The sequence below is a fragment of the Ensifer sp. 38_S197 genome (genome assembly GCF_056924495.1).
Map to the genome: position 1 here is coordinate 2379062 of NZ_JBXOVZ010000001.1, position 23190 is coordinate 2402251.

The window sequence follows — 23190 nt, forward strand, 5'->3', positions numbered from 1 at the left end:
CGCGGAACATGCATTGTCCACGGTTGTCTGGAAAAGAGACTTCCAGGAGAGCAAGCATGGCCATTTCCAAAAGAAGATGAAAGGTGGAGGCGATGGAACGGATAGGGCTGGTCGGTGTCGGGCTTATGGGGCATGGCATTGCAAAAAATCTCGTCAAGAAGGGCTGGGCTCTCAACTATCTAAGGCACTCTGGGAACCAGCCGACCGATGACATCGACTCGTCGGGAGCGGTCGGGTGGTCCAGCCTTCGGGAGATGGCCGGAGCATGTGATGTGATCATCCTTTGCGTCACCGGCTCTCCGCAGGTCGAGGATGTTCTCATGGGCTCCGGCGGCCTTCTGGAGGCAATAGGGCCGGGGCATGTCATTGTTGACTGTTCGACAGCCATACCAAGCTCGACGGTTGCTCTGGCCGAAAAGGTTGAGGCAACAGGCGCGAGATTTGTCGACTCGCCAATGACGAGGACGCCGAAAGAGGCCGAAGAGGGCCGCCTAAATTTGCTCGTCGGAGGAGACCCGGCAGTCGTGGAGCGGTTACGTCCTCTTCTGTCGAGCTTTTCCGAGAATGTGTTTTACGCCGGCGGCGTAAGTGCTGGCCACAAGTTGAAACTTCTCCACAACTTCGTGTCCCTTGGCACCGTGACGCTAATCACCGAAGCGGTAGCATGCGCGTCACGAGGGGGGATTGCGATGGACGCCCTGACGGACTGCCTCAAAAAGGGTGGAGGGGATGGCGTCGCGCTCGATCGGCTGCTGCCTTTCATCAACCTGGGCGAGACCGAGCAACTGCGGTTTAGCATTGCCAATGCCTGTAAGGATATCGACTATTACAACCTTATGGCGGAAGGTTTCGGCGCCGCCCATCTGGTCGCCGAGTCCATTCTGCAAACGCTACGTGGGCTCGTGCAACGGGGGGATGGCATGTCCTTCGTCCCCGAGCAGATTCCACTGTTGGAGCGCTATGGGAACACGATTTGACGATTGCCAGCGTGGTTGAAGAGACCGCGCTGGTCCCCATGGAATCGTTGCGTGCTTCGGCCTGCACCAGGCCGGAGCTTTTCACTGAAACCAACGCCACGTGAGGAGCGACTCGTCCGCTTGCAGACGGAGCAGGCCTCCTTGGTACCGGCGAGGGGGATTTGCACTATCTGCAGCGCCAAGCTATGCGCAGGGCTTCAGCGAGCTCCGCCTCGCCCGGAAAGGCTTTTATGCCTAATGTGGCGGAGGTGCATCCCCGATTCCGCTGGCAGTCAACGCCAAGGCACCGGGGCACCACCGTAGGCAGCGTTGTGCTTTTGCCGCCTGCCTGCGGGGATCACTGCGGAATTCGGCCACCAACGCATCTCGATCCGATATCTGGTTCGATCAGTCCATTTTTTGGATTATTCCGTTGAGACGGAAGAACAATTTCAAGAGCTGAGGTAAGGTCCGATCAAAAGGCATTAAGAGCGCCACCTTTCGGTAGGCCCCTCGGGGTGTCGACAACTCTTCAAACTCTCGTTCTATCCGCTATACCAGCCGTTCTCGCGACGGTAAGAACGACTTCCCAATCGATCAGAGCCCTCGCTTGAACAACCTTTAGGTGGTGCCGAAACCAGTCGCGTCCGCAGCCAAACGGCCAAACGAGACCGCATCTCGGATCGCCACTCCGGCCGCACAGGCGAACGCACCAGTATCGTCGTTCTCCCGCCGCCGAAGCTCAGTTCTCGGATTTCCCTTATCATTCCGGGAACTGCACGCGATCCATCCTGTTTCGTCTGATCCTCCGGCCTGGAGAACTCTCTACATCTCGTCCGGAACTCACGTTGAGCTTTTGACGAATGTCGCCTTTCGCCCTGGAAAGCCTCAAGACAGGAGGCCACCAGTTACTTCAGACCGGAACTCGACGGCATAGATGCCGACGGCATATTCGCCGTCGCTCCACCGAAGAGTGCTCCAGCCATATGGCGCGACAATGACAGCCATTACGCAAACGATGTTGCCCCTCGGGGCTCCCATTGTGTCTACTGATAATGGAGGAACCATTTCTAAGTAGTGCAATTGATTAAGTTTTCCGGTGGTCGCAGCTGCGCACGGGAGCCGACCAATCGCACGTTCTTGATGGATTTCCTTGGCGAGCCGCGGGGCGTGACTTTTGCGGTTCGAGATAGCCATCGGGAGCGACGCATTCCGAGTGCAGCGTGCGCGCGGAGGTGTCGCCGGAGCATGAACTTTGCAGAAGTTCGCGCCAATCTAGAGGAGGAGGCGCCGTGAATACCGGATCGCAGGAAGTATGTGACGTTGTAATTGTAGGCTCTGGCCCGAGTGGGGCGATAGCAGCGCGGCGCCTTGCAGAGGCGGGAATGTCAGTCGTCTGTCTCGAGCAGGGCGAATACCCGAACTACACATCAATAAAGTTTGAGGAGCCGACCTTCGAACTGACAAGGGACCAGGTGTTCAGCTGGGCCCCGAACAAGCGCATGAACAGCGCGGACTACCCTATCAATGATAAAGAGTCCGATGTGACGCCATTCATGTGGAATGGTGTGGGCGGCAGCTCTGTCATCTACGCCGCTGCGTGGCACCGCTTCCAGCCGAGCAATTTCCGGGTGAAGACCCTGGATGGCGTCGGCGAGGATTGGCCTCTTACCTATGAGGACCTCGCGCCCTACTATGCGCGAGCGGAGATCCAGATGTCGGTTTCAGGCGTAGGCGGCGATCCGTCCTACCCACACTTCGATCCGCCGCTCCCCCCGATGCCGATGGGCGAACTGGACAAGAAAATGTTCGCCGCTCACAAGCGCCTGGGGTGGCATATCTGGCCTGGCACCAACGCAATTGCGACCGTCAAGCACAATGGCATGAACCCGTGCGTACGCCGCGGCGCGTGCATGGCGCCGGCCTGCTTCGACGGAGCCAAGGGATCCGTCGATCGCACGCATTGGCCGGGTAACATTAAACTCGGAGTCAAGCTTGTGCAGCGCGCCCGCGTGGCACGCGTCGAAACGGATTCGGCCGGTCTCGCGACTGGCGTGACTTATGTCGATCGAGAGACGGGAAAGACCCATTTTCAGGGCGCACGGATTGTCATTCTCAGTGCCAACGGAATCGGCTCTCCGCGGATCCTGCTCAACTCGCATAGCTCGAAGTTCCCGACGGGGCTGGCTAACAGCTCCGACATGGTCGGACGCAATCTCATGATGCATCCTCATGGCATGGTCATGGGATTGTTCGACGACTTCTTCGATAGCTGGCAGGGCCCGACCGGGCAACGTGCCTATTCTCAGCAATTCACCGAGACGCAGCCCGGCGTCGGCTTCGTGCGCGGGGCCAAATGGCAGCTTATGGGGACTGGCGGCCCTCTGGGGACGATCGGCGTCTGGCCCTGGGGAAAACGTGCGGGTTGGGGCGCCGAATTCCACAAGACCGTCTACAAGCGTTTCGGACATTCCGGGATGTGGTCGATTATCGGCGAAGATCTTCCGAACCCCGAAAACCGGGTTCTGATCGATCCGGATCTAAAGGACGCGGACGGCATTCCTGCGCCCAAGGTCGTCTACCGATGCGATGAAAACTCTCGCAAGCTGGTGAAATGGCACGAGGAGCATGCGGCGATCTCATTTCGCGAGGCAGGCGCCTACGAAACAGTCATCGCGCCAGACTCAAGGGAGACAGGCTGGCACATTCTCGGGGCCGCTCGCATGGGCAACAACCCCGAGACGTCGGTCGTGGACGGCTTCGGCAGGGCGCACGACGTCCCCAATCTTTTTGTCATCGACGGTAGCGTGATGCCGACCTCCGGGCCGGTGAACCCAACCGGAACTGTCGCAGCGCTAGCACTGCGGAATGCGGAAGCGATCGTGAATAACCGTCGCGAGCAGCCTGTTTCCGCGCAGGTTGCTTGAGATAAGGAGTACAAATCATGTCCGTGACATACGACGATATCCGCCCGCAGCTGGCGTGGTTGTGCGATGCCATGATTCCTGGAGATGCAGAACTCGGCATGCCTTCGGCGAGTGCCGCGGGCGTTCGGGAAACGTTGTTGCCGAGGGCACTGAAGGCGCGGTTTGACCTTGCGCCGCGTTTTCTCGAGCTGGTTTCGAAGCTGCCGGCTGAACCTCCCAAGGATCCGCTCGCAGCCGTTAACGCGATCCCTATCGATGACCTCGACGTGATAGGCCGTTTCGTCGCGGGAGCGTACTTTTCAGCCGAAGAGGTAGCCAAGGGGCTGCGGTTTCCCGGGTTCGAGGCTCTTCCAATGGATCCCGACTACGACGAGATCATGGCGACTGTCGAGCCGATCATCGAGAGGGGGCCCTGCTACGTAGAGGTCTAAACGGCCATCGAACTTGGCGGCGCGCATCTTGGCCGAGGTGCATCTATCTCGGAAGGCTGCGCGCCGCATTTCCGTTTCGGCCCCCGGATGGCCGAATGCCGCGCTCTCCAATAAAGGCATTCCTAAGAAACGCTCAGCCGGGCGCTGACGCGTCAGTAGGAGATACCCGAGTGACTTTGCCCCTCGCTCGAGATTGGTGAGGACGTGTCGGCGGTAACTCTCCTCGTAACTGTAGGCTCCCGGATCGCTGTATGATTGCCGAAGGGTGTAGCTATCGGTGGATCGTTCGCGTTCTTGGCATCAGCTAGAACGCTGTCTCGGATTCTGACGACTGGGTAGGAGGGGTCGCATATTTCGTATGGATTTCAGGCTCCTGCAAAACTCCCGATTTTTGCAGGAGGCCCTTTCCCAATGGAAGAACTTGCGTATTCTGAAGCCCCGAGAGCAATCATAACATTCGGGGATTCCATGGATTTTTCGACCTTACTCGCCTTCGCAGCGGCTTTCTTCGTGTTCGCGGCCAGTCCCGGCCCGGACAACATGACGATCGTCGCGCGCACGATCTCGCATGGTGCGGCCTCGGGGATTGCCTACGGGGCGGGAACGGTCGTCGGCATCCTGATTTTCTTGACGTTGGCCGCTTTCGGCCTTTCGATCATCGCGGCCGAGATGGGCGTCGTGATGACAATCCTGCGCTATGCGGGTGCTGCCTACCTGGTCTGGATGGGTGTGAAGCTCTGGACGGTCGAACCTGTGGTGCCGGAGCTGCAACCTGTTTCCGAGCGGCGCGGCCTGCTAGCTGTTTTCGCCACCGGCGTTGCCCTCAACCTTGGCAATCCGAAAATGCCGCTGTTCTACGTGGCACTCTTGCCGAATGTGGTTGGAGCGTCGCTCGCACCCGGCCATATAGCCGTGCTGGCGGCCGTCATCCTCGCTGTTGAGGTGGTCGTGATCGGCGTGCATGTGATCCTTGCCGGTCGCGCTCGCAAGCTGCTCCGGACGCCGACAGTCGTTCGTCGTGTGAATCGAACGGCCGGCGGCGTCATGATTGGTGCTGGCGTTGCTGTCGCGGCGGCACGCTGATGTATGGAGTTGTCGCCTTTCAGTCAGCCTTGGAGCGCGCCTGGTCCATCGAAACATCGAGCAAATGGCTGCCGATAACCTCGCGCGGGGCCAGCGTAGCATGACGGCTCTGGTGGTTCACACATTCTCGGGGGTGACATCGTCAAAACCGGTGTTGGTGGAGCGTGGCACTTTTGCAATCTTGTACACCTGGTGAGCGCCTGGATTTCACGGAAAGCCAATTATCGCAACCGGTTCCCTACGCCGATCTTCCTTCCAATAGCGATGAGGTTTTTTCCCATACCTCCCAAAAGCAGTATCAGATTTTGCGGAAGCGACGCCTGCGAAATGTAGATTTGGACATGAAGTCGGCCCTGGCTACAGGGGCGGCAGGCGACGTCTGACAGAGGTGCCCTTGATGACAGCCGTGCTGGTGACGGCATGTTCGGAGAGGGCTTCAAGAACATCGTCCATTTGCTCGATTGAATGGACGACCAGGCGCGCAACGAACGGGTCGTCGCCGGTGATCTTGTCGCACTCGACAAACTCCGGCCGCTGCTGAATGAGTCTTTCGACAAGATGCAGCTTGCCGGGTAGAGGCCTGATCCTCACCATCGCCCGTATCTGGTAGCCGATCGCACGCGTATCCACATCAACGGTGAAACCTCGGATGACGCCGGTCGCCTCCAGCTTGCGAACGCGCTCCGACACGCTCGGCGCCGACATTCCGACGAGGCGGGCAAGCTCGCTCATCGACAAACGGGCATCCGAATCGAGCGCGGCCAGAAGGCGCGCGTCCGTCTCGTCCAACGTCGATTTTCCGGATTGAAGGTCTTGAGGTGCTTTTGCCTTTGACATGACGAGGAAGTTAGCTCGCTGTACCTTTGCTTTTCCATATAAAACCGTCGGGTCACACCGCATGATCTTCACCATAAGGAGAAAGTCATGCTGCTTGGGATCATCGCCGGCCTTACCACTTGCGCTTTATGGGGGCTGACGTTCGTTGCCCCGCGCGTCGTCGCACCGTTCACGGCATGGGATTTGACCATTGCTCGCTATGGCATTTTTGGCTTGGCCTGCCTCCTGCTGATGATCGATCGACGGTTCCGGCCTGCTGGAATGGCGCCGTCCCGGTTGGTGATCGGCTTGCTTCTCGGTGGCGCTGGATATGTGGGATATTTCGTCAGCGCGGCCTTTGCCGTGCAGCTCGCGGGGGCTGCTATTCCACCGGTCATCATCGGCACCATGCCCGTCTTTCTGGCGATTATCGCCAATATCCGTCACCGCTCCGCACCGTGGCAGGTTCTCGCCTTGCCGTTGATGCTGATCGCAGTCGGGGTGGCGAGCGTCAATGTCGCGACGATCCGCGCGGCGAATGTTTCCGATGCCGCGTCGATCATGCTCGGCATTCTCACCAGCACGGCGGCGCTGGCGATCTGGATTGTCTACGGACTGGCGAATGCGGCCGTGATGCGGTCGGCCGACGCGCCGGACGGATTACAATGGACAGGATTGCAAGGCATTGGCGCGGCGATGGGTAGCCTGCTCCTGCTGCCGCTGGCTTCTTTTGAGCTGGTGGGCACGGCGTCTATCTCCGAGGTTTCGCGTTTCCTCAGGTGGGCGCTGGTGATGGGCTTGGCCGGTTCGTGGTTTGCGACCTGGTGCTGGGTGGTAGCGTCACGCCGGCTACCGCTGGCTCTCTCCGCCCAGCTCATTGTTGCGGAAACGGTGTTCGGCCTCGCCTACGGATTCATGTTCGAGGGGCGGTTGCCGTCCCCTGCGGAAGCGACCGGCGCAGCATTGCAGCTCGCCGGCGTCTGTGCTGCGGTCGCGGCGTTCATCAAGCCGCGCACCCGGTCCGATTTGTCGCAAAACTCGGTCGCCAAAATTTGGGTTCTGCGTCGGAGTTGTTGCAACAGAAATTCGGTTGATTTTTGAGGGGCGTTTTGGAATCGGGAACATAATGACCCGCGCCCGCGTCGGCCGAACTCACCATTCGAGAACCCATGTGCGCGCGACGTGACTCTCCGGCGCATTTAGCTGCTAGTGAATGCACAGATGATCGACCACAAGGGCACGACGCGTCTCCTCTCGAAGCTCTTTCGCCAGCCCAAGCGATTAGTCCGGCTCCGCTCCGCACGAAGCCGATATGGCTGCCAGCTTCCGCGGCTGAACTTCGTCGAGGGGTCGCTTGATTTGCAGCAATTACCGAGCTCGGTGCAGGCTCGTCTCTGAAGAGCCGTCCGGCACCAAGCTGGCGATGGCATGGGCTTGCTCACATATTGGGATAGACGGGGCCTTCGCCCCCTTGCGGCGGCACCCAGTTGATGTTCTGGTTCGGATCCTTGATGTCGCAGGTCTTGCAGTGGACGCAGTTCTGGGCGTTGATGACGAAGGTCGGTTTTCCGTCCTTCTCCACCCACTCGTAGACACCCGCCGGACAGTAGCGCGTCGACGGGCCGGCAAAGACGTCGTGCTCGGAGCGCTTCTGCAGCTCCGGGTCCTTCACCTGCAGGTGGATCGGCTGGTCTTCCTCGTGGTTGGTGTTCGACAGGAATACCGAGGAGAGCCGGTCGAAGGTCAGGACGCCGTCCGGCTTCGGATAGTCGATCTTCTGGTGTTGTGCCGCCGGCTCGAGGCTCTGCGCGTCCGTCTTGCCGTGCTTCAGTGTGCCGAAGAAGGAGAAGCCGAACAGCGTGTTGGTCCACATGTCGAGGCCGCCGAGCGCCACGCCGATCGCCGTGCCGAACTTCGACCACAGCGGCTTGACGTTCCTCACTTTCTTCAGGTCCTGGCCGATGGCGCTGTCACGCCAGCCGCGCTCGATCTCGATCGGCTCGTCATTGGCGCGGCCGTCGGCGATCGCATCCGCCAACTTCTCGGCGGCGAGGATGCCCGACAGCACCGCATTGTGGCTGCCCTTGATGCGCGGCACGTTGACGAAGCCGGCCGAGCAGCCGATCAGCGCGCCGCCGGGGAAGGAGAGTTTCGGCACCGACTGAAAACCGCCCTCGGTGATCGCGCGGGCGCCGTAGGAGAGGCGTTTTCCGCCCTCGAAGGTGCCGCGGATCGCCGGGTGCGTCTTGAAGCGCTGGAACTCCTCGAACGGATAGAGATAGGGGTTCTTGTAGTTGAGATGCACGACGAAGCCGACGGCGACGAGATTGTCCTCGAGGTGATAGAGGAACGAGCCGCCGCCGGTCTTCATGTCGAGCGGCCAGCCGAAGGAATGCTGGACGAGACCCGGCTTATGGTTCTCCGGCTTGACCTCCCAGAGCTCTTTCAGGCCGATGCCGAACTTCGGCACGTCGCGGCCCTCGTCGAGCTGGTACTTGGCGATCAGCTGCTTGGCCAGCGAGCCGCGCACGCCCTCGCCGATCAGCGTGTACTTGCCCAGCAGCGCCATGCCGCGGGCGAAGTTCGGTCCCGGCTCGCCGGAGCGCTCGATGCCCATGTCGCCGGTGGCGACGCCGATCACCGCGCCCTCATCGTTGTAGAGCACTTCGGTCGCGGCAAAGCCTGGATAGATCTCGACGCCGAGCGCCTCGGCATGCGTCGCCAGCCAGCGACAGACGTTGCCGAGCGAGACGACGTAGTTGCCGTGATTGTTCATCAGCGGCGGCATCAGGAAATTCGGCAGCCGGATCGAGCCGGCCGGCCCCAAGAACAGGAAATGGTCGTCGGTGACCTCGGTCTTGAACGGGTGATCCGGCTCGTCGCGCCAGCCGGGCAGCAGCCGGTCGATGCCGATCGGATCGACGACGGCGCCAGAGAGGATATGCGCCCCGACTTCGGCGCCCTTCTCCAGCACGACCACCGAAAGCTCCGGATTGACCTGTTTCAAGCGGATCGCAGCCGCAAGACCGGCCGGACCGGCGCCGACGATCACCACGTCGAATTCCATGCTCTCGCGCTCGGGAAGTTCCTGTCGCTCGGTCATGATGGTCTCAGAGAGCCTTTTCGAGTTCCGGCAGGACGTCGAAGAGGTCGGCGACGAGGCCGTAGTCGGCGACCTGGAAGATCGGCGCCTCCTCGTCCTTGTTGATGGCGACGATCACCTTGGATTCCTTCATGCCGGCGAGGTGCTGGATGGCGCCGGAGATGCCGCAGGCGATGTAGAGGTCGGGGGCGACCACCTTGCCGGTCTGGCCGACCTGCCAGTCGTTCGGGGCATAGCCGGCATCGACGGCGGCACGGGATGCGCCGACAGCGGCACCGAGCTTGTCGGCAACCGGCAGGATGACCTCCTTGAACTTCTCCGAGGAGCCGAGCGCGCGGCCGCCGGAGATGATGATCTTCGCCGACGTCAGTTCTGGTCGCTCGGAGGCGGACAGCTCGTCCTTCACGAACTTTGACAAAGAAAAAATGGCTGCCGCCGGGACCTGTTCGACGGCAGCCGAGTTGCCCTGGGAGGCAGGGAGAAAGGATGCGGTTCTGACGGTGACGACTTTCTTCGGGTCTGTGGACCGCACCGTCTGGATGGCGTTGCCGGCATAGATCGGCCGCTTGAAGGTATCGGCCGAGACGACTTCGATGATCTCCGAGACCTGCGCGACGTCAAGCAGCGCCGCAACCCGCGGCATGACGTTCTTGCCGACCGAGGTGGCGGCGGCAATGATCGTGTCGTAGCTGCCGGCCAGCGAGACGATCAGCGCGGCCAGCGGTTCGGCCAGGTTGTTGGCGAGGCTTGCGTCGTCGGCTACCAGCACCTTGGTGACGCCGGCGAGCCTGGCCGCCTGTTCGGCAACGCCCTTGGCGCCGGAGCCGGCGACCAGCACATGCACGTCGGTGCCGATCCTGGAGGCGGCGGTCAGCGCCTTGGCCGTCTGGTCGGAAAGGTGGGTGGTGTCGTGGTCAGCCAGAAGCAGAATGGCCATGATAGTAATCTCCCTTTCCTGAACTTAAAGCACGCCGGCTTCGGACTTGAGCTTGTCGACCAGCTCGGCGACCGACTTGACCTTGACGCCGGCCTTGCGGCCGGACGGCTCCTCGGTCTTCAAGACCTTCAGCCGCGGGCTGGTGTCGACGCCGAAGTCGCCAGGCGTCTTCTTGTCGAGCGGCTTCTTCTTCGCCTTCATGATATTCGGCAGCGACGCATAGCGCGGCTCGTTCAAGCGCAGGTCGGTGGTCACCACCGCCGGCAGCTTGATGTCGATGGTCTGCAGGCCGCCGTCCACCTCGCGGGTGACGGTCGCTTTGCCATCGCCGATCTCGACCTTCGAGGCGAAGGTGCCCTGGGCCCAGCCGAGCAGCGCCGACAGCATCTGGCCGGTCTGGTTGGAATCGTCGTCGATCGCCTGCTTGCCGACGATGATCAGCCCCGGCTGTTCGGCTTCGGCCACTTGCCTGACGATCTTGGCGACCGCCAGCGGCTCGACCGGGTCGTCGGTCTCGACCAGGATCGCCCGGTCGGCACCCATGGCGAGCGCGGTCCGCAGCGTCTCTTCCGCCTTGGCCGGGCCGATCGACACGACCACGATTTCCGAGGCCTTGCCGGCTTCCTTCAGCCTGAGCGCCTCCTCGACCGAGATTTCGTCGAACGGGTTCATCGACATCTTCACATTGGCAAGCTCGACGCCCGAACCGTCCGCCTTTACCCGGATCTTGACGTTGAAGTCGACGACGCTTTTGACAGTAACTAGAATTCGCATGAGGGTATTACCTGTTATCGATTGCGCGTAACGGCGACACCCGGCATCGCCATCCGAGGTACAGAGGCCGATGGACTATGTGAGCGATGCGATGCTCGGGGTAGGGGGGTACAGGGCGGCTCCTTTACCGCTTCTATTCAGTCGCGGCGGCACCCAGGCGATGCAGCCGCGACTGATCGAGTTTAAGCGGTCCTGCCGATGCGCTTTTGGAGCGCGTCCAGCAACACGGCTGCGATGATGATTGAGCCTGTTGCAAAGTCCTGCCAGAAGATATCGATGCGCGCCAGATTCATGAAGTTGCGAATGAGGGCGATGACCACGACGCCGATGATCACCCGCAGGATGTTTCCCTGACCGCCTCCAAGACTTACGCCGCCGATCACCACGGCTGCGATGACTTCGAACTCAAGCCCGCGGGCGGTGTCTGCTTGAATCGCCCCGATACGGGCGAGCAGGATGTTCCCGGCGAACGATGCAGTGAAACCGCAGATCATCAGGCAGAGGATTTTTGTCCGGTTGACGCTAATGCCGGACAAGGCGGCGACCGCGCGGTTTGCACCGATGGCGTAGACCTTCTTGCCGAAAGCCGACTGAGTAAGGATGACCCATCCCGCCATGATCGTCACGATTGCGATGATGAAAGGCAGCGGGATGCCAAGCGGGCGCGCCAAGCCGATGACCCGGAATGCTTCCGGCAGATCCGAGACGACCTGTCCGCCGGTGACAACGAAAGCAAAACTGCGAGCGATCATCATCGTCCCCAGCGTAGTTATGAACGATGGAATGCCGCCTTGAGTGACGATGATGCCCGCAACAAGTCCGAAGAAAGGCCCGATGACCAGGGAAACGGCCACTGCGGGCACCATTCCAATCTGCGCCATCAACGTCGCCGAGACCGACGCCGTGAGAGCAAGGACGGCGCCAACCGAGATGTCGAACTCCCCGTTGATCATCACGATCGTCATGCCGGCGGCGACAATGAGCGCTGGAGACATTTGAGCCATGAGATTCTGGATGTTCACCACCGACATGAAGCGGGGTGAAATCAAGGACATGATCACGACCAGAATGAGAAGTACCGCGATCGACTGTATCAGACCGTACGATCGCCGTATGGAATTCTTCCAGTTCGAGCTGCTGTGTTCAACGATTGGCATGCTCATGCTGCCATCCTCCCACTGACTGAAGTTTCAAGGATCTTGTTTTTTTCAAGCTGGCTGCCCTCGAACTCGCCAACTATTGAGCCCCGGAACATGACGAATGCCCGATCGCAAAGCTTCTCGATGTCCGGGATCTCGGTGGTGAAGATAATGATCCCCACGCCTTCAGCAGCAATCTGCTCGATGATCTTGCGTATCTCGTCCTTGGATCCGATATCGATCCCGATCGTCGGATCGTCCAGCAGGAAGATTCTCGGGTTCGTCTCCAGCCATTTGGCTATCAAGACCTTTTGCTGGTTCCCGCCACTCAATGACTTGATCGGCGCGTCCGGACCGGTCGCGCGCACGCGCAGACGAGAAATCGCCTTCCTTCCGACCTCGTCGAGTGCACCGCGGTCCAGTAGTCCGCTGCGCTGTCGGAATCGATCGATGATGGGCAGGCAAACGTTGTCGGTGATGGAGAAATCCGGGAGGATGCCCTCCCGGAAGCGGTCGTTCGTCAGCAGAGCGAGTCCTTCCTTCAGGGACTGAGAGGGGTTGGACAGGCTGGTCTGCCTCCCTTCGATACCGAAATAGCCGCTCTGCCGCCGAAGGCCGCTCACGCCATAGATCGCCTTGGCAAGTTCGCTCAGTCCGGATCCCGTCAAACCGGTAAAGCCGAGAATCTCGCCTTTGTGCAGGTCGAAGGAGATATCGTGAACCGCTCCGGGAACAGTAAGATTCCGTACCGACAACAGCACGTCCTTCTTTACCGAGGGGCGTTGGCTGCGGGCCGCTTCTTCGACCAATTCGCGGCCCAGCATGTTGCGCACGATCTCCGGAATGGTGGTCTTGGCGGTTGCAAACGTTCCGGTGGTGCGGCCGTCCCGCATCACGGTTATCTTGTCGCAAACAGCGAAGACCTCGGAGAGGTAGTGCGACACGAAGACCACGGAGACGCCGCGGCCCGCAAGATCGCGGATGAGCTTCAGGACCACCTCAACTTCGACATTCGTCAGCGACGATGTCGGCTCGTCCATCAGCAGCACCTTCGGATTCCAGGTCATCGCCTTGACGATCTGAAGCATCTTCTTGAGGTCGTTCGGCAGTTCGCTGACGCGCGCTCGAGGGTCGATCTCCAACCCGTACTTGCGCAGCATTTCAGTCGCCATGGCGTTCATGGTCTTGCTGCTCAACAGCCCGTACCCGGTCGTAGGCTCGTTATTGAGCAGAACGTTTTCCGCCACCGTCATCGTGCCGATTAGGTTGATGTCCTGGTGGATCGTCACGATTCCGCTTCTCAGGGCATCGATCGCATTATGGGGGGCGTAGTTGTCCCCGTCGTAGATGATGCCAGTCCCGTCGTCCGGCTGGTGCACACCTGCAAGGATGCGAAGTAGCGTACTCTTGCCCGCACCGTTCTCGCCGACGAGGCCGTGAACCTCGCCCTTTCTCAGTTCGAAATTAACGCCTTTCAGGGCCTGCAGAGCGCCAAAGGTCTTCCGAACGTTGGAACATCTCAGCAGTGGTTCGTCAGTCATGGTGATTGTCCTCCTCCCTTGGACGGGCACCAGCGGGCAAGCCGCCGATGCCCTGTTTCCCTTGCAGATCACCCCTCTTTGGCGTCGAGCACCTGCGGTTCGGTAGCGAACTCCGCGGCGTTGTCCTTGGTCATGAGCTTCGGCGGCAGCTCGACAAGCTTGTCCGGCTTGCCGCCGGTGAGAACCGTCAGCATCGAGTTCATGCCGACGTAGCCCATCTCGAACGGGTTTTGGACGATCGTGCCGAGAACCTTGCCTTCCTTCACGAGGCGGTAGGCCGTGGGGTCCGTATCGAAGTTGACCAGCTTCACATCCAGCCGGTTCGCGGCTTCGAGCGTCGCTTCAGCGCCGATCGTGGGAGCATGGTTCTGGAAGAAGACGCCGGCGATATCCGGAATCTCAGTCAACGTGTCTTCCATCGTCCGCCGACCATCTTCCAGCGACAGCTTCATGACCTTCCGGGGAAGGACGTTCAGGCCCAGCTCCTTCGCCCGCTCCTCGAAGCCGCGGTTGCGATCGATGATGCATTGGACGGCCGGGCCATGATCGAAGACGATTACCTTGGCGCCGGGCGCTACATTTTTGGCCATGTAGTCCGCAGCCATCCGGCCGCCAAGTTCGTTTGCAGTCACCACATACGTGACCCATTCCCCGGATCCGAGACCGATATCCGTGACAACCACCGGAATATTGTTGGCGTTGAAGATGTTCTTGACCGGATCTGCGAGAACGACGCTATCGCCCGGGAAGATCAGGAGCCCGTCGACACCCTGCGTGTAGAGGTCTTCGACATCCGCGACTTGTTTCGTGGTGTCCGTGTCGCCGCCGTTCGTGACGATGAGATCCACCTTCACGCCCTTGGCTTCCCATTCCTTCATCGCCTTGCGAGCGCCGGCGATCTGTGTCCTCAGGAACGTGTTCGTCCCCCAGAACTGGGAATATCCCAGACGAAAGGTCTTTTCTTGCGCTGCCGCCGGAGTCCCGAGGGTTGAAAGGACGAGCGCCGCCCCCGCAGCTCCGGACACGGCCAGAAATTGACGTCTTTTCATGTTCATCTTGTTCTCCTCCACGTAAGCTCGGATGGGCCGAGCGTCCTCATTTCCCGATCGAGAGATTGAGCCCCCGGCCGGTGCTAGGCGCGTCGGGCATGCGCCTTCACGGTAGCCCTCCTCAGGCGGCGTGAGCGTTTTCGCTAACTCGCTAATAAAAGAGCTTGAGTTGCTGGAACGGCAATTACGCTAACTGGCTAACAGCCATTGCAGATCGCTATATCCGCCGGTGCGTTGCTATGAGCCAATCCAATGGCGCCTAGAAGGAAGACGCAATGGCGGCACCGCTTTTCGATGTGCCAAGCTTTGGCTGCTTTTCCAAACAAGGGAGGATAAGTTGGCCGACAAATCATTGAAAGGTAAGACCGTACTGGTCACTGGTGCTGCTGGAGGCGTAGGGCGTGAAGTCGTCAAGAAGCTTGCCGCCCAGGGCGCGAAGATCATTGCCACGGATATCGCAGACAACGTGAAGGAACTTGAGGCGGAATTCCGCGGCGCCGAGATAGTGACGGTGGCGGGAGATGTCTCGAAGTCAGCCGACGTCGACAGGATCTTCGACAAGGGCGAAGCTGCCTTCGGTCCGATACAGGCGCTCATCAGCAATGCCGGATACATGATCGGCAAGGCACTTCATGAAACGTCCGAAGAAGAATGGGATGCCGTCATCGCGGGGAATGCGAAGTCGTTCTTCCTTACCGCGAAGCGCGCACTTCCAAACATGCTCAAAGCGGGCAAGGGATCCATTACGGCCACTGGTTCTATTTCCAGCGTGGTAGGTCTTCCCTCGCAGGCCGCCTATTGCGCGAGCAAGGGCGCCGTACTCCAGCTGGTGCGCCAGCTCGCCGTCGAATACGCGGCTCAGGGCGTGCGAGTGAATGCCGTCGGGCCCGGTGCGATCAACACGCCATTCCTGACGCGATATCTCAACGGCTTGCCGGATCCCGAAGCCGGAGCCGCGGCGGTCAAGGCGGCACACCCCATGAAACGTTGGGCGGAGCCTGACGAGGTCGCCGACGCACTCGTCTTCCTGGCAAGCGACGAGGCGGCATTCGTTACCGGCCACATCTTGATGGTCGATGGCGGGTACGTAGCAGGCTGAATTGGTTATGGACGAAAGCGGGCGACTGCTTTCGTCCCGATCTTTCAAGGGAGGAAGTCATGCCTGTAAAGGCGATTATCGATCCCCACCATCACTTGTGGGATCTCGAAAATTATTCCTATCCATGGCTATGCCAAGTCGGAGAGCCGGTCGCGCCGATCGCAGGAAGCCTCCGGCCGATCATGAAGACCTATCTTCTCGAAGACTACATGGCGGATTCGAAAAGGTGGAATGTCGTGAAGGACGTTCATCTCGACGCGCTGTCCGCCGACGTCGTCGCGGAGACGCGCTGGCTGCAGGATCTTCGAAACAAGACGGGCAAGCCAAACGGGATTGTAGCCCATGCGGACCTCGAAAGCCTCGATCTCAATCGAGTCCTGGGCGCACACGCCGAATGCAAGGACACCAGGGGCATCCGACAGATCCTGAACTGGCATCCGGATCCGAAATATTCGTTTGTCCAGCGCTCAGATCTACTGACGGACCCGCAGTGGCTGCGCGGGTTCAAGCTGCTGAAGAAATACGACTTCTCATTCGACCTGCAGCTCTATCCCCATCAAATGCAGGACGCTGCAAGAGTTGTGGCCGATAATCCAGAGACGACGGTCATTCTCAACCACACTGGCATGCCTCTCGAGAGAGACGAGAACGGCATTGCATTGTGGCGCGAAGGTATGCGCGCTTTGGCGCGGTCGCCCAACATGCATGCGAAAATCTCTGGTCTGGGCATGGTGGATCCATACTGGACAGTTGCAAGCATCCGCCCATTCGTTCTCGAAACGATCGACATCTTCGGCGTCGACCGTTGCATGTTTGCCAGCAATTTCCCGGTCGACAAGATCTACGCGAGCTTCGACCGCATCTACGAGGGGTTTTTCGAGATCGTCTCCGGCTTCTCGAAAATGGATCAGCAAAAGCTGTTCCACGACAACGCGCAACGCGTTTACCGCCTCTGAAATGCCAGGCAGATCAAGCAACCCGGAGCGACTGTCTGTCGCTCCGGGTTGCTGCTTCTGGGTTCGGCGGCGACCATCTAACCATCTGGAGTGTTTTTATGAGCCCGACCACCATGCTCTTCGTGCCGGCTGACCGACCGGACCGGTTTGAGAAGGCAGCGCGCGCCGGGGCGGCGGCGGTGATCCTCGATCTAGAAGACGCGGTAGCACTAGACAGAAAATCGGCCGCACGCGCCAACATCGTCGAATGCAGCCTGGAGCCTTCCAGAACGTTTGTGCGGGTCAACTCCCCGAGCTCGAAGGATTGGCGGGCCGATTTGACAGCTGTCGCACGTTCAAGGCTAAGGCGGGTAGTAGTGCCAAAAGCCGAACGGGTATCCGACATTCTCTCGGTGCATGACGCCATAGGCCCGGAGGCCGTCGTTGTGCCGCTGATCGAGACCGCTCTCGGCATCCACCAGCTACAGGACCTGCTCGCTCTCGAAATGGTGCCCTTCGTGGCTTTCGGAAGCCTTGATTACGCCCTCGACCTTGGGTGCGAGCATACTGTAGAGGCGCTGGCGTTTGCGCGACACGAACTGGTCTTCCGGTCCCGGCTGGCCGGGAAATCGCCGCCGATCGATGGCGTAACGCCCGTGATCGACGATTCTGACCAGCTCCGCGCCGAGGCCAACCGTGCGCGTCGCTTCGGATTTGGTGGGAAGCTCGTCATTCATCCAAAGCAGGTCGAAACCGTTCACAAAGCCTTCCTTCCTTCGGAAGCGGACATCGCGTGGGCACGTAAGATCGTCGCCTCGGTGGCGAATACTGGAGACGGCGCCATAAGCGTGGACGGACAGATGGTCGACCGCCCCGTTATTGTCCGCGCCGAACGGATCCTTTCTTGGGCCGGCGCCGATTTGTCGTGAGGACTGCTCTTGCCCATCTCCAAGATTCTGTGTGCCAACCGTTCCGAAATCGCCATCCGCGTCTTCCGCGCGTGCAATGAGCTGGGGCTTAAAACGGTCGCGATATGGGCTGAGGAGGACAAGCTCTCGCTGCATCGCTTCAAGGCCGACGAGAGCTATCAGATCGGCCGCGGCCCGCATTTGTCGCGTGACCTCGGGCCGATCGAAAGCTATCTTGCGATCGACGAGGTGATCCGCGTCGCCAAGCTGTCGGGGGCCGACGCCATCCATCCGGGCTACGGGCTGCTGTCGGAAAGCCCGGAATTCGTCGATGCATGCGATGCCGCCGGCATCACCTTCATCGGCCCGCGTCCGCAGACGATGCGCCAGCTCGGCAACAAGGTCGCGGCGCGCAATCTCGCCATTTCCGTCGGCGTGCCGGTCGTGCCGGCCACCGAGCCGCTGCCGGACGACGAGGCCGAGATCCATCGGCTCGCCGACGCGATCGGCTATCCGGTGATGCTCAAGGCCTCCTGGGGCGGCGGCGGACGCGGCATGCGCGCCATCCGCGACCCGAAGGACCTGATCCGCGAGGTGACCGAGGCGAAGCGCGAGGCGAAGGCCGCCTTCGGCAAGGACGAGGTCTATCTGGAAAAGCTCGTCGAGCGGGCCCGCCACGTCGAGAGCCAGATCCTCGGCGACACCCACGGCAATGTCGTGCACCTGTTCGAGCGCGACTGCTCGATCCAGCGGCGCAACCAGAAGGTCGTCGAGCGCGCGCCGGCGCCCTACCTCAGCGAGGCGCAGCGCCAGGAGCTTGCCGCCTATTCGCTGAAGATCGCCGCGGCGACCAACTATATCGGCGCCGGCACCGTCGAGTATCTGATGGATGCCGACAGCGGCAAATTCTATTTCATCGAGGTCAATCCGCGCATCCAGGTCGAGCACACGGTGACCGAGGTGGTCACCGGCATCGACATCGTCAAGGCGCAGATCCACATCCTCGACGGCTTTGCCATCGGCACGCCGGAATCGGGCGTGCCGAAGCAGGCGGACATCCGCCTCAACGGCCATGCGCTGCAGTGCCGCATCACCACGGAAGACCCGGAGCAGAACTTCATTCCCGACTATGGCCGCATCACCGCCTATCGCGGCGCCACCGGCTTCGGCATCCGGCTCGATGGCGGCACCGCCTATTCCGGCGCGGTGATCACCCGCTACTACGATCCGCTGCTGGAAAAGGTCACCGCCTGGGCACCGCAGCCGGACGAGGCGATCCGGCGGATGAACCGGGCGCTCCGGGAATTCCGCATTCGCGGCGTCGCCACCAACCTGACCTTCCTCGAGGCGATCATCGGCCACGCTAAGTTCAAGGACAACAGCTACACGACCCGCTTCATCGACACGACGCCGGAGCTGTTCCAGCAGGTCAAGCGCCAGGACCGCGCCACCAAGCTCCTGACCTATCTCGCCGACGTCACCGTCAACGGCCATCCGGAGGCCAAGGGCCGGCCGAAGCCGAGCGACGATATTACCGCGCCGGTGGTGCCGTTCATCAATGGCGAGGCCAAGCCCGGCACCAAGCAGAAGCTCGATGAGCTCGGCCCGAGGAAATTCGCCGAATGGGTCAAGGCGCAGCCGCAGGTGCTGCTGACCGATACGACGATGCGCGACGGCCACCAGTCGCTCTTGGCGACGCGCATGCGCACCTACGACATCGCCCGCGTCGCCGGCACCTACGCCCGGGCGCTGCCGAATCTGTTTTCGCTCGAATGCTGGGGCGGCGCGACCTTCGACGTGTCGATGCGTTTCCTGACCGAAGATCCGTGGGAGCGGCTGGCGATGGTGCGCGAGGGCGCGCCGAACCTCTTGTTGCAGATGCTGCTGCGTGGCGCCAACGGCGTCGGCTACAAGAACTATCCCGACAATGTCGTCAAATATTTCGTCCGCCAGGCGGCCAAGGGCGGCATCGACGTCTTCCGCGTCTTCGACTGCCTGAACTGGGTCGACAACATGCGGGTGTCGATGGACGCGGTCGCCGAGGAGAACCGGATCTGCGAGGCGGCGATCTGCTATACCGGCGACATCCTGAATGCCGCCCGGCCGAAATACGACCTCAAGTACTACACCGCGCTCGCCGGCGAGCTGGAGAAGGCCGGCGCCCACATCATCGCCGTCAAGGACATGGCCGGGCTCCTGAAGCCGGCCGCGGCGCGGGTGCTGTTCAAGGCACTGAAGGACGCGACCGACCTGCCGATCCATTTCCACACGCACGACACGTCCGGCATTGCCGCCGCGACGGTGCTGGCCGCGGTCGAATCCGGCGCCGATATCGTCGACGCGGCGATGGACTCGCTCTCCGGCAACACCTCGCAGCCCTGCCTCGGCTCGATCGTCGAGGCGCTGCGCGGCTCGGATCGCGATCCCGGCCTCAACCCGGAATGGATCCGCCGCATCTCCTTCTACTGGGAGGCGGTGCGCCATCAATATGCGGCCTTCGAAAGCGACCTCAAGGGGCCGGCCTCGGAAGTCTACCTGCACGAAATGCCGGGCGGCCAGTTCACCAACTTGAAGGAACAGGCGCGCTCGCTCGGGCTCGAGACCCGCTGGCACGAGGTGGCGCAGGCCTATGCCGACGCCAACCAGATGTTCGGCGACATCGTCAAGGTGACGCCGTCGTCGAAGGTGGTCGGCGACATGGCGCTGATGATGGTTTCCCAGGACCTCACCGTTGCCGACGTCGAGAACCCGGCGAAGGACATCGCCTTCCCGGACTCGGTGGTGCAGATGCTCAAGGGCGACCTCGGCCAGCCCCCGGGCGGCTGGCCGCAGGCGCTGCAGAAGAAGGCGCTGAAGGGCGAAGCCGCCTATACCGCCGTGCCGGGCTCGCTGCTGCCGCCCGCCGATCTCGATCAGGAGCGGAAGGTGATCGAGGAGAAGCTCGGCCGCAAGGTCGACGACTTCGAGTTCGCCTCGTACCTGATGTATCCGAAGGTGTTCACCGACTATGCGCTCGCTGCCGAGACCTATGGTCCGGTGAGCGTCTTGCCGACGCCCGCCTATTTCTACGGCATGGCGCCGGGCGAAGAGCTGTTCGCCGACATCGAGAAGGGCAAGACGCTCGTCATCCTCAACCAGACGCAGGGCGAGATCGACGAGAAGGGCATGGTCAAGGTGTTCTTCGAACTGAACGGCCAGCCGCGTCCGATCAAGGTGCCGGACCGCAACCGCGGCGCCTCCGCCGCGATCCGCCGCAAGGCCGAGGCCGGCAACGCCGCCCAGCTCGGCGCGCCGATGCCGGGCGTCATCTCGACGGTCGCCGTCCACGCCGGCCAGGCAGTCAAGGCCGGCGACGTGCTGCTCTCGATCGAGGCGATGAAGATGGAGACGGCGCTGCACGCCGAGAAGGACGGGGTTGTTGCCGAGGTGCTGGTTCGCGCCGGCGACCAGATCGATGCCAAGGATCTGCTGATCGTGTTTGGCTGAAGATGAGCTAACTTGCCACGGAGGCGCATGATGTCTGAAGCATACGTAGAATCCAACAACACTGTACGAGAGGCATCGAGTCCTGGCTTTGGTGATTTGTTCAGGCGTAGGCGCGTCTCCGTCGGCTACAGCATAGAAGACGTGGCGGTTATCACCGGACTGACTGCGGCGGAAATTGGCGATGCCGAAAGCGGAACTGATGTGAACTCGTCGACTTTGGAGCGCCTCAAGCGCGTCCTTGAAATATTGCGATAAGCCTCATCAAAGAGATCACCCCACACCGTCCTTGGAAGGGAAGGACGTGTTCATGTGGAGCAAGTCGATGATGAGATTTGGATCGGCGGTGACGTTACGATATGTATCGAGGACGTTGCAGCTCTTTCATTTGAACGCGCTAGCTCGGAATGACTTGAGGCCGCGGCTATGGGGGTTGAGGTTGCTCAGACCGTGACATGCTTCGAGCGCAGGGCTGAGGTTCACGCATCGCCGAAATCATAGCTGCCGCGGCCTTGGCCGTATGGTTACTGTCCAGGCGACAATTGCGCGTTCCACTGGCCTCCGCAGGGCCTAGACCTTGCCCCAGAAGACCCAACTCCTGCTTGGCCTAGAGAAGCCGAACGGATTGAGGCGGCGGACGAGGAAAGGGCGCAGGCGTCCCTGGCGCGGGTGGCAAAAAAAGCGCTGGACCAATCGTGGCCCGCTTAACTGTGCAGAAAGGTCCGCCTCATAGATGGACTCGGACAATAGGAAGCCGAATGAACCGCAGGAGCGCCGGCGGCGTGAGGCACTCCCCGGCAAGGTTGCATCCGAATGTCCGTCCACTATACGAAGATGTCGCTCAAGGAGCTTCGAGAAACTCGGGCTCCCAAATACGACGTCATGTTCAAGATGGTATTCACCCTCGAAGGATCCTCATTGAGGACAATGCTGTCGATCCCCAAGGGACTCGCTCTGTCAGAAGAGTTTCCCGATCTTGACGGCCTTAGGATTGATACACTGACCCTTGACGGGGGACAGCTTCATCACTTGGAATTCCAAGCCAAGAACCACCCGGAAATGCTCTACCGGATGTTTCAGTACCGGACCAAGATTCTTGATCGGCCAGACATCAAGTCGTTGAGAGAACAGGCGCCACTCCACCTCGACCAACAGGTCCTCTATGTCGGGCAGCCGAGGATGGCAATGGCACGCGAACTTGTGCGAGAAGGCCAAGTGCTTTTTGCCTTTAAGCTCAACGATATTCGCGAATTCAATGAAGAGCGGAGCTCACTGGCTATCAGTCGCTTTCCTGAAGACTGGGTGCTCAGCTTGTTGGTTGCGGGCGACGTGCCGAACAATGATTGCGATTGGTTGGAGGTAGCTCGTAGGATGAGTTCCGAACTCGATGTGCTGGATCCGGCGACAGGAGAGTTCCGAACAATTCTTCTAATTGCCTCCATCCTCCGTGACGTAGATGCTGAAATCCAAGAGGAGATTTCGAAAATGATCGAAATCGACGTTTCGAGAAACAGATTACTCAGGCAAGTATTCGAGCAGGGAATGGACGCCGCCTATCCCGTCTTTCTCGTTGAACGTATCAAGAAGTTTATCAGGCGGAATGAACTGACCCTAGAGCCAGCGCTTCTGAGATACATCGAAGAGGCTTCGCCGGAGGAGATCGAGGGGTTCGCGGACGATCTAGAGGATGCCGAAGATAAGCAAGCGTTTCTCGACGCCCGAAACCTAGGCTTCAGCAATACCCAGAACGGGAACGACTTCAAATGATCCGCAGGTCGGCTCTGCCGCACGACGGGCATCACCAGCATCTCTAGGCTGTCGTGGTCGTAGAGAACATCAGCATGAGGGCCCGTCACGCATGCGCGGCCATTATCCAAGAGCCAGATACGTTCGTGGAAGTTTCTACCGAATCATAGAATTCCGCTCTTCGAAGCGCGCCGCCTAGGTTTCCCCGGAGGTGAATTGTCGGGAGACGCAATCTCGGTAGTGTCGCGACTCATTGCTATTCT

General features: G+C 60.5%; 19 protein-coding genes. 12 read left to right on the plus strand and 7 right to left on the minus strand.

Going from position 1 to position 23190, the window contains the following annotated elements; genetic code table 11:
• The first annotated feature begins 92 nt into the window (after nucleotides 1-92).
• The 5 genes from AC1Z3V_RS10915 (at nucleotide 93) to AC1Z3V_RS10935 (ending at nucleotide 5780) form a co-directional block, all read left to right on the plus strand.
• The gene (locus AC1Z3V_RS10915; RefSeq protein WP_483498803.1) at nucleotides 93-977 is read left to right on the plus strand and encodes an NAD(P)-dependent oxidoreductase; all 885 of its coding nucleotides are present in this window, start codon (nucleotides 93-95) and stop codon (nucleotides 975-977) included.
• 1271 nt (nucleotides 978-2248) lie between these two features.
• Complete coding sequence (locus AC1Z3V_RS10920; protein ID WP_483498805.1) at nucleotides 2249-3883, plus strand: GMC family oxidoreductase; 1635 nt, start codon at nucleotides 2249-2251, stop codon at nucleotides 3881-3883.
• Nucleotides 3884-3900: 17 nt separating this feature from the next.
• Entirely contained in the window at nucleotides 3901-4314 is a 414-nt protein-coding gene (locus AC1Z3V_RS10925) for a hypothetical protein (protein WP_483498807.1), read from the plus strand.
• Nucleotides 4315-4782: 468 nt separating this feature from the next.
• Nucleotides 4783-5397, plus strand: a complete 615-nt coding sequence (locus tag AC1Z3V_RS10930) for a LysE family translocator (protein ID WP_483498809.1) — start codon at nucleotides 4783-4785, stop codon at nucleotides 5395-5397.
• Between the two features lie 164 nt (nucleotides 5398-5561).
• On the plus strand, nucleotides 5562-5780 hold the full coding sequence (locus AC1Z3V_RS10935) for a YunG family protein (RefSeq protein ID WP_483498811.1): 219 nt from the start codon (nucleotides 5562-5564) through the stop codon (nucleotides 5778-5780).
• Here the strand turns inward: AC1Z3V_RS10935 and AC1Z3V_RS10940 are convergent.
• Nucleotides 5755-6234, minus strand: coding sequence for an Lrp/AsnC family transcriptional regulator (locus tag AC1Z3V_RS10940; protein WP_483499639.1), 480 nt, complete (start codon nucleotides 6232-6234; stop codon nucleotides 5755-5757). The two genes, AC1Z3V_RS10935 and AC1Z3V_RS10940, sit on opposite strands and share 26 nt — an antisense overlap.
• Before the next feature lie 87 nt (nucleotides 6235-6321).
• Between AC1Z3V_RS10940 and AC1Z3V_RS10945 the strand changes: the two genes are divergently transcribed.
• Nucleotides 6322-7314 carry a DMT family transporter gene (locus AC1Z3V_RS10945; RefSeq protein WP_483498813.1) on the plus strand — a complete coding sequence of 331 codons (993 nt, stop codon included), beginning with the start codon at nucleotides 6322-6324 and terminating at the stop codon, nucleotides 7312-7314.
• 337 nt (nucleotides 7315-7651) lie between these two features.
• Here AC1Z3V_RS10945 and AC1Z3V_RS10950 read toward each other — a convergent pair whose 3' ends face one another.
• From AC1Z3V_RS10950 to AC1Z3V_RS10975, 6 genes are all read right to left on the minus strand, one after another.
• Entirely contained in the window at nucleotides 7652-9316 is a 1665-nt protein-coding gene (locus AC1Z3V_RS10950) for an electron transfer flavoprotein-ubiquinone oxidoreductase (RefSeq protein ID WP_483498815.1), read from the minus strand.
• Nucleotides 9317-9323: 7 nt separating this feature from the next.
• On the minus strand, nucleotides 9324-10253 hold the full coding sequence (locus tag AC1Z3V_RS10955; RefSeq protein ID WP_483498817.1) for an electron transfer flavoprotein subunit alpha/FixB family protein: 930 nt from the start codon (nucleotides 10251-10253) through the stop codon (nucleotides 9324-9326).
• Nucleotides 10254-10277: 24 nt separating this feature from the next.
• Nucleotides 10278-11027 (minus strand): electron transfer flavoprotein subunit beta/FixA family protein, encoded by a 750-nt coding sequence (locus tag AC1Z3V_RS10960; RefSeq protein WP_483498819.1) that lies wholly within the window; start codon nucleotides 11025-11027, stop codon nucleotides 10278-10280.
• Nucleotides 11028-11209: 182 nt separating this feature from the next.
• On the minus strand, nucleotides 11210-12190 hold the full coding sequence (locus AC1Z3V_RS10965) for an ABC transporter permease (protein ID WP_483498821.1): 981 nt from the start codon (nucleotides 12188-12190) through the stop codon (nucleotides 11210-11212).
• Nucleotides 12187-13707: a sugar ABC transporter ATP-binding protein gene (locus AC1Z3V_RS10970; RefSeq protein ID WP_483498823.1), complete on the minus strand. Its 1521-nt coding sequence runs from the start codon at nucleotides 13705-13707 to the stop codon at nucleotides 12187-12189. The genes AC1Z3V_RS10965 and AC1Z3V_RS10970 overlap by 4 nt, the downstream gene beginning before the upstream one ends.
• Before the next feature lie 68 nt (nucleotides 13708-13775).
• Nucleotides 13776-14762 carry a substrate-binding domain-containing protein gene (locus AC1Z3V_RS10975; RefSeq protein WP_483498825.1) on the minus strand — a complete coding sequence of 329 codons (987 nt, stop codon included), beginning with the start codon at nucleotides 14760-14762 and terminating at the stop codon, nucleotides 13776-13778.
• Nucleotides 14763-15093: 331 nt separating this feature from the next.
• Here AC1Z3V_RS10975 and AC1Z3V_RS10980 point away from each other — a divergent pair, with 331 nt between their 5' ends.
• The 6 genes from AC1Z3V_RS10980 (at nucleotide 15094) to AC1Z3V_RS11005 (ending at nucleotide 22948) form a co-directional block, all read left to right on the plus strand.
• Nucleotides 15094-15855 carry an SDR family NAD(P)-dependent oxidoreductase gene (locus tag AC1Z3V_RS10980; RefSeq protein ID WP_483498827.1) on the plus strand — a complete coding sequence of 254 codons (762 nt, stop codon included), beginning with the start codon at nucleotides 15094-15096 and terminating at the stop codon, nucleotides 15853-15855.
• A 59-nt stretch (nucleotides 15856-15914) separates the two neighbouring features.
• Complete coding sequence (locus AC1Z3V_RS10985) at nucleotides 15915-16811, plus strand: amidohydrolase family protein (RefSeq protein WP_483498829.1); 897 nt, start codon at nucleotides 15915-15917, stop codon at nucleotides 16809-16811.
• A 98-nt stretch (nucleotides 16812-16909) separates the two neighbouring features.
• The gene (locus AC1Z3V_RS10990; RefSeq protein WP_483498831.1) at nucleotides 16910-17719 is read left to right on the plus strand and encodes an HpcH/HpaI aldolase/citrate lyase family protein; all 810 of its coding nucleotides are present in this window, start codon (nucleotides 16910-16912) and stop codon (nucleotides 17717-17719) included.
• Nucleotides 17720-17728: 9 nt separating this feature from the next.
• Nucleotides 17729-21184, plus strand: a complete 3456-nt coding sequence (gene pyc / locus AC1Z3V_RS10995) for a pyruvate carboxylase (protein ID WP_483498832.1) — start codon at nucleotides 17729-17731, stop codon at nucleotides 21182-21184.
• Nucleotides 21185-21214: 30 nt separating this feature from the next.
• Nucleotides 21215-21439, plus strand: coding sequence for a helix-turn-helix domain-containing protein (locus AC1Z3V_RS11000; RefSeq protein WP_483498834.1), 225 nt, complete (start codon nucleotides 21215-21217; stop codon nucleotides 21437-21439).
• Nucleotides 21440-21994: 555 nt separating this feature from the next.
• Nucleotides 21995-22948, plus strand: a complete 954-nt coding sequence (locus tag AC1Z3V_RS11005; RefSeq protein ID WP_483498836.1) for a hypothetical protein — start codon at nucleotides 21995-21997, stop codon at nucleotides 22946-22948.
• The last annotated feature ends 242 nt before the right edge of the window (nucleotides 22949-23190 follow it).

Coding starts and splice junctions, on each gene's coding strand:
- AC1Z3V_RS10915 (WP_483498803.1), top strand. CDS start 93: ATGGAACGGATAGGGCTGGTCGGTGTCGGGCTTATGGGGCATGGCATT.
- AC1Z3V_RS10925 (WP_483498807.1), top strand. CDS start 3,901: ATGTCCGTGACATACGACGATATCCGCCCGCAGCTGGCGTGGTTGTGC.
- AC1Z3V_RS10930 (WP_483498809.1), top strand. CDS start 4,783: ATGGATTTTTCGACCTTACTCGCCTTCGCAGCGGCTTTCTTCGTGTTC.
- AC1Z3V_RS10940 (WP_483499639.1), bottom strand. CDS start 6,234: ATGTCAAAGGCAAAAGCACCTCAAGACCTTCAATCCGGAAAATCGACG.
- AC1Z3V_RS10945 (WP_483498813.1), top strand. CDS start 6,322: ATGCTGCTTGGGATCATCGCCGGCCTTACCACTTGCGCTTTATGGGGG.
- AC1Z3V_RS10950 (WP_483498815.1), bottom strand. CDS start 9,316: ATGACCGAGCGACAGGAACTTCCCGAGCGCGAGAGCATGGAATTCGAC.
- AC1Z3V_RS10955 (WP_483498817.1), bottom strand. CDS start 10,253: ATGGCCATTCTGCTTCTGGCTGACCACGACACCACCCACCTTTCCGAC.
- AC1Z3V_RS10960 (WP_483498819.1), bottom strand. CDS start 11,027: ATGCGAATTCTAGTTACTGTCAAAAGCGTCGTCGACTTCAACGTCAAG.
- AC1Z3V_RS10965 (WP_483498821.1), bottom strand. CDS start 12,190: ATGAGCATGCCAATCGTTGAACACAGCAGCTCGAACTGGAAGAATTCC.
- AC1Z3V_RS10970 (WP_483498823.1), bottom strand. CDS start 13,707: ATGACTGACGAACCACTGCTGAGATGTTCCAACGTTCGGAAGACCTTT.
- AC1Z3V_RS10975 (WP_483498825.1), bottom strand. CDS start 14,762: ATGAACATGAAAAGACGTCAATTTCTGGCCGTGTCCGGAGCTGCGGGG.
- AC1Z3V_RS10985 (WP_483498829.1), top strand. CDS start 15,915: ATGCCTGTAAAGGCGATTATCGATCCCCACCATCACTTGTGGGATCTC.
- AC1Z3V_RS10990 (WP_483498831.1), top strand. CDS start 16,910: ATGAGCCCGACCACCATGCTCTTCGTGCCGGCTGACCGACCGGACCGG.
- AC1Z3V_RS11000 (WP_483498834.1), top strand. CDS start 21,215: ATGTCTGAAGCATACGTAGAATCCAACAACACTGTACGAGAGGCATCG.
- AC1Z3V_RS11005 (WP_483498836.1), top strand. CDS start 21,995: ATGTCCGTCCACTATACGAAGATGTCGCTCAAGGAGCTTCGAGAAACT.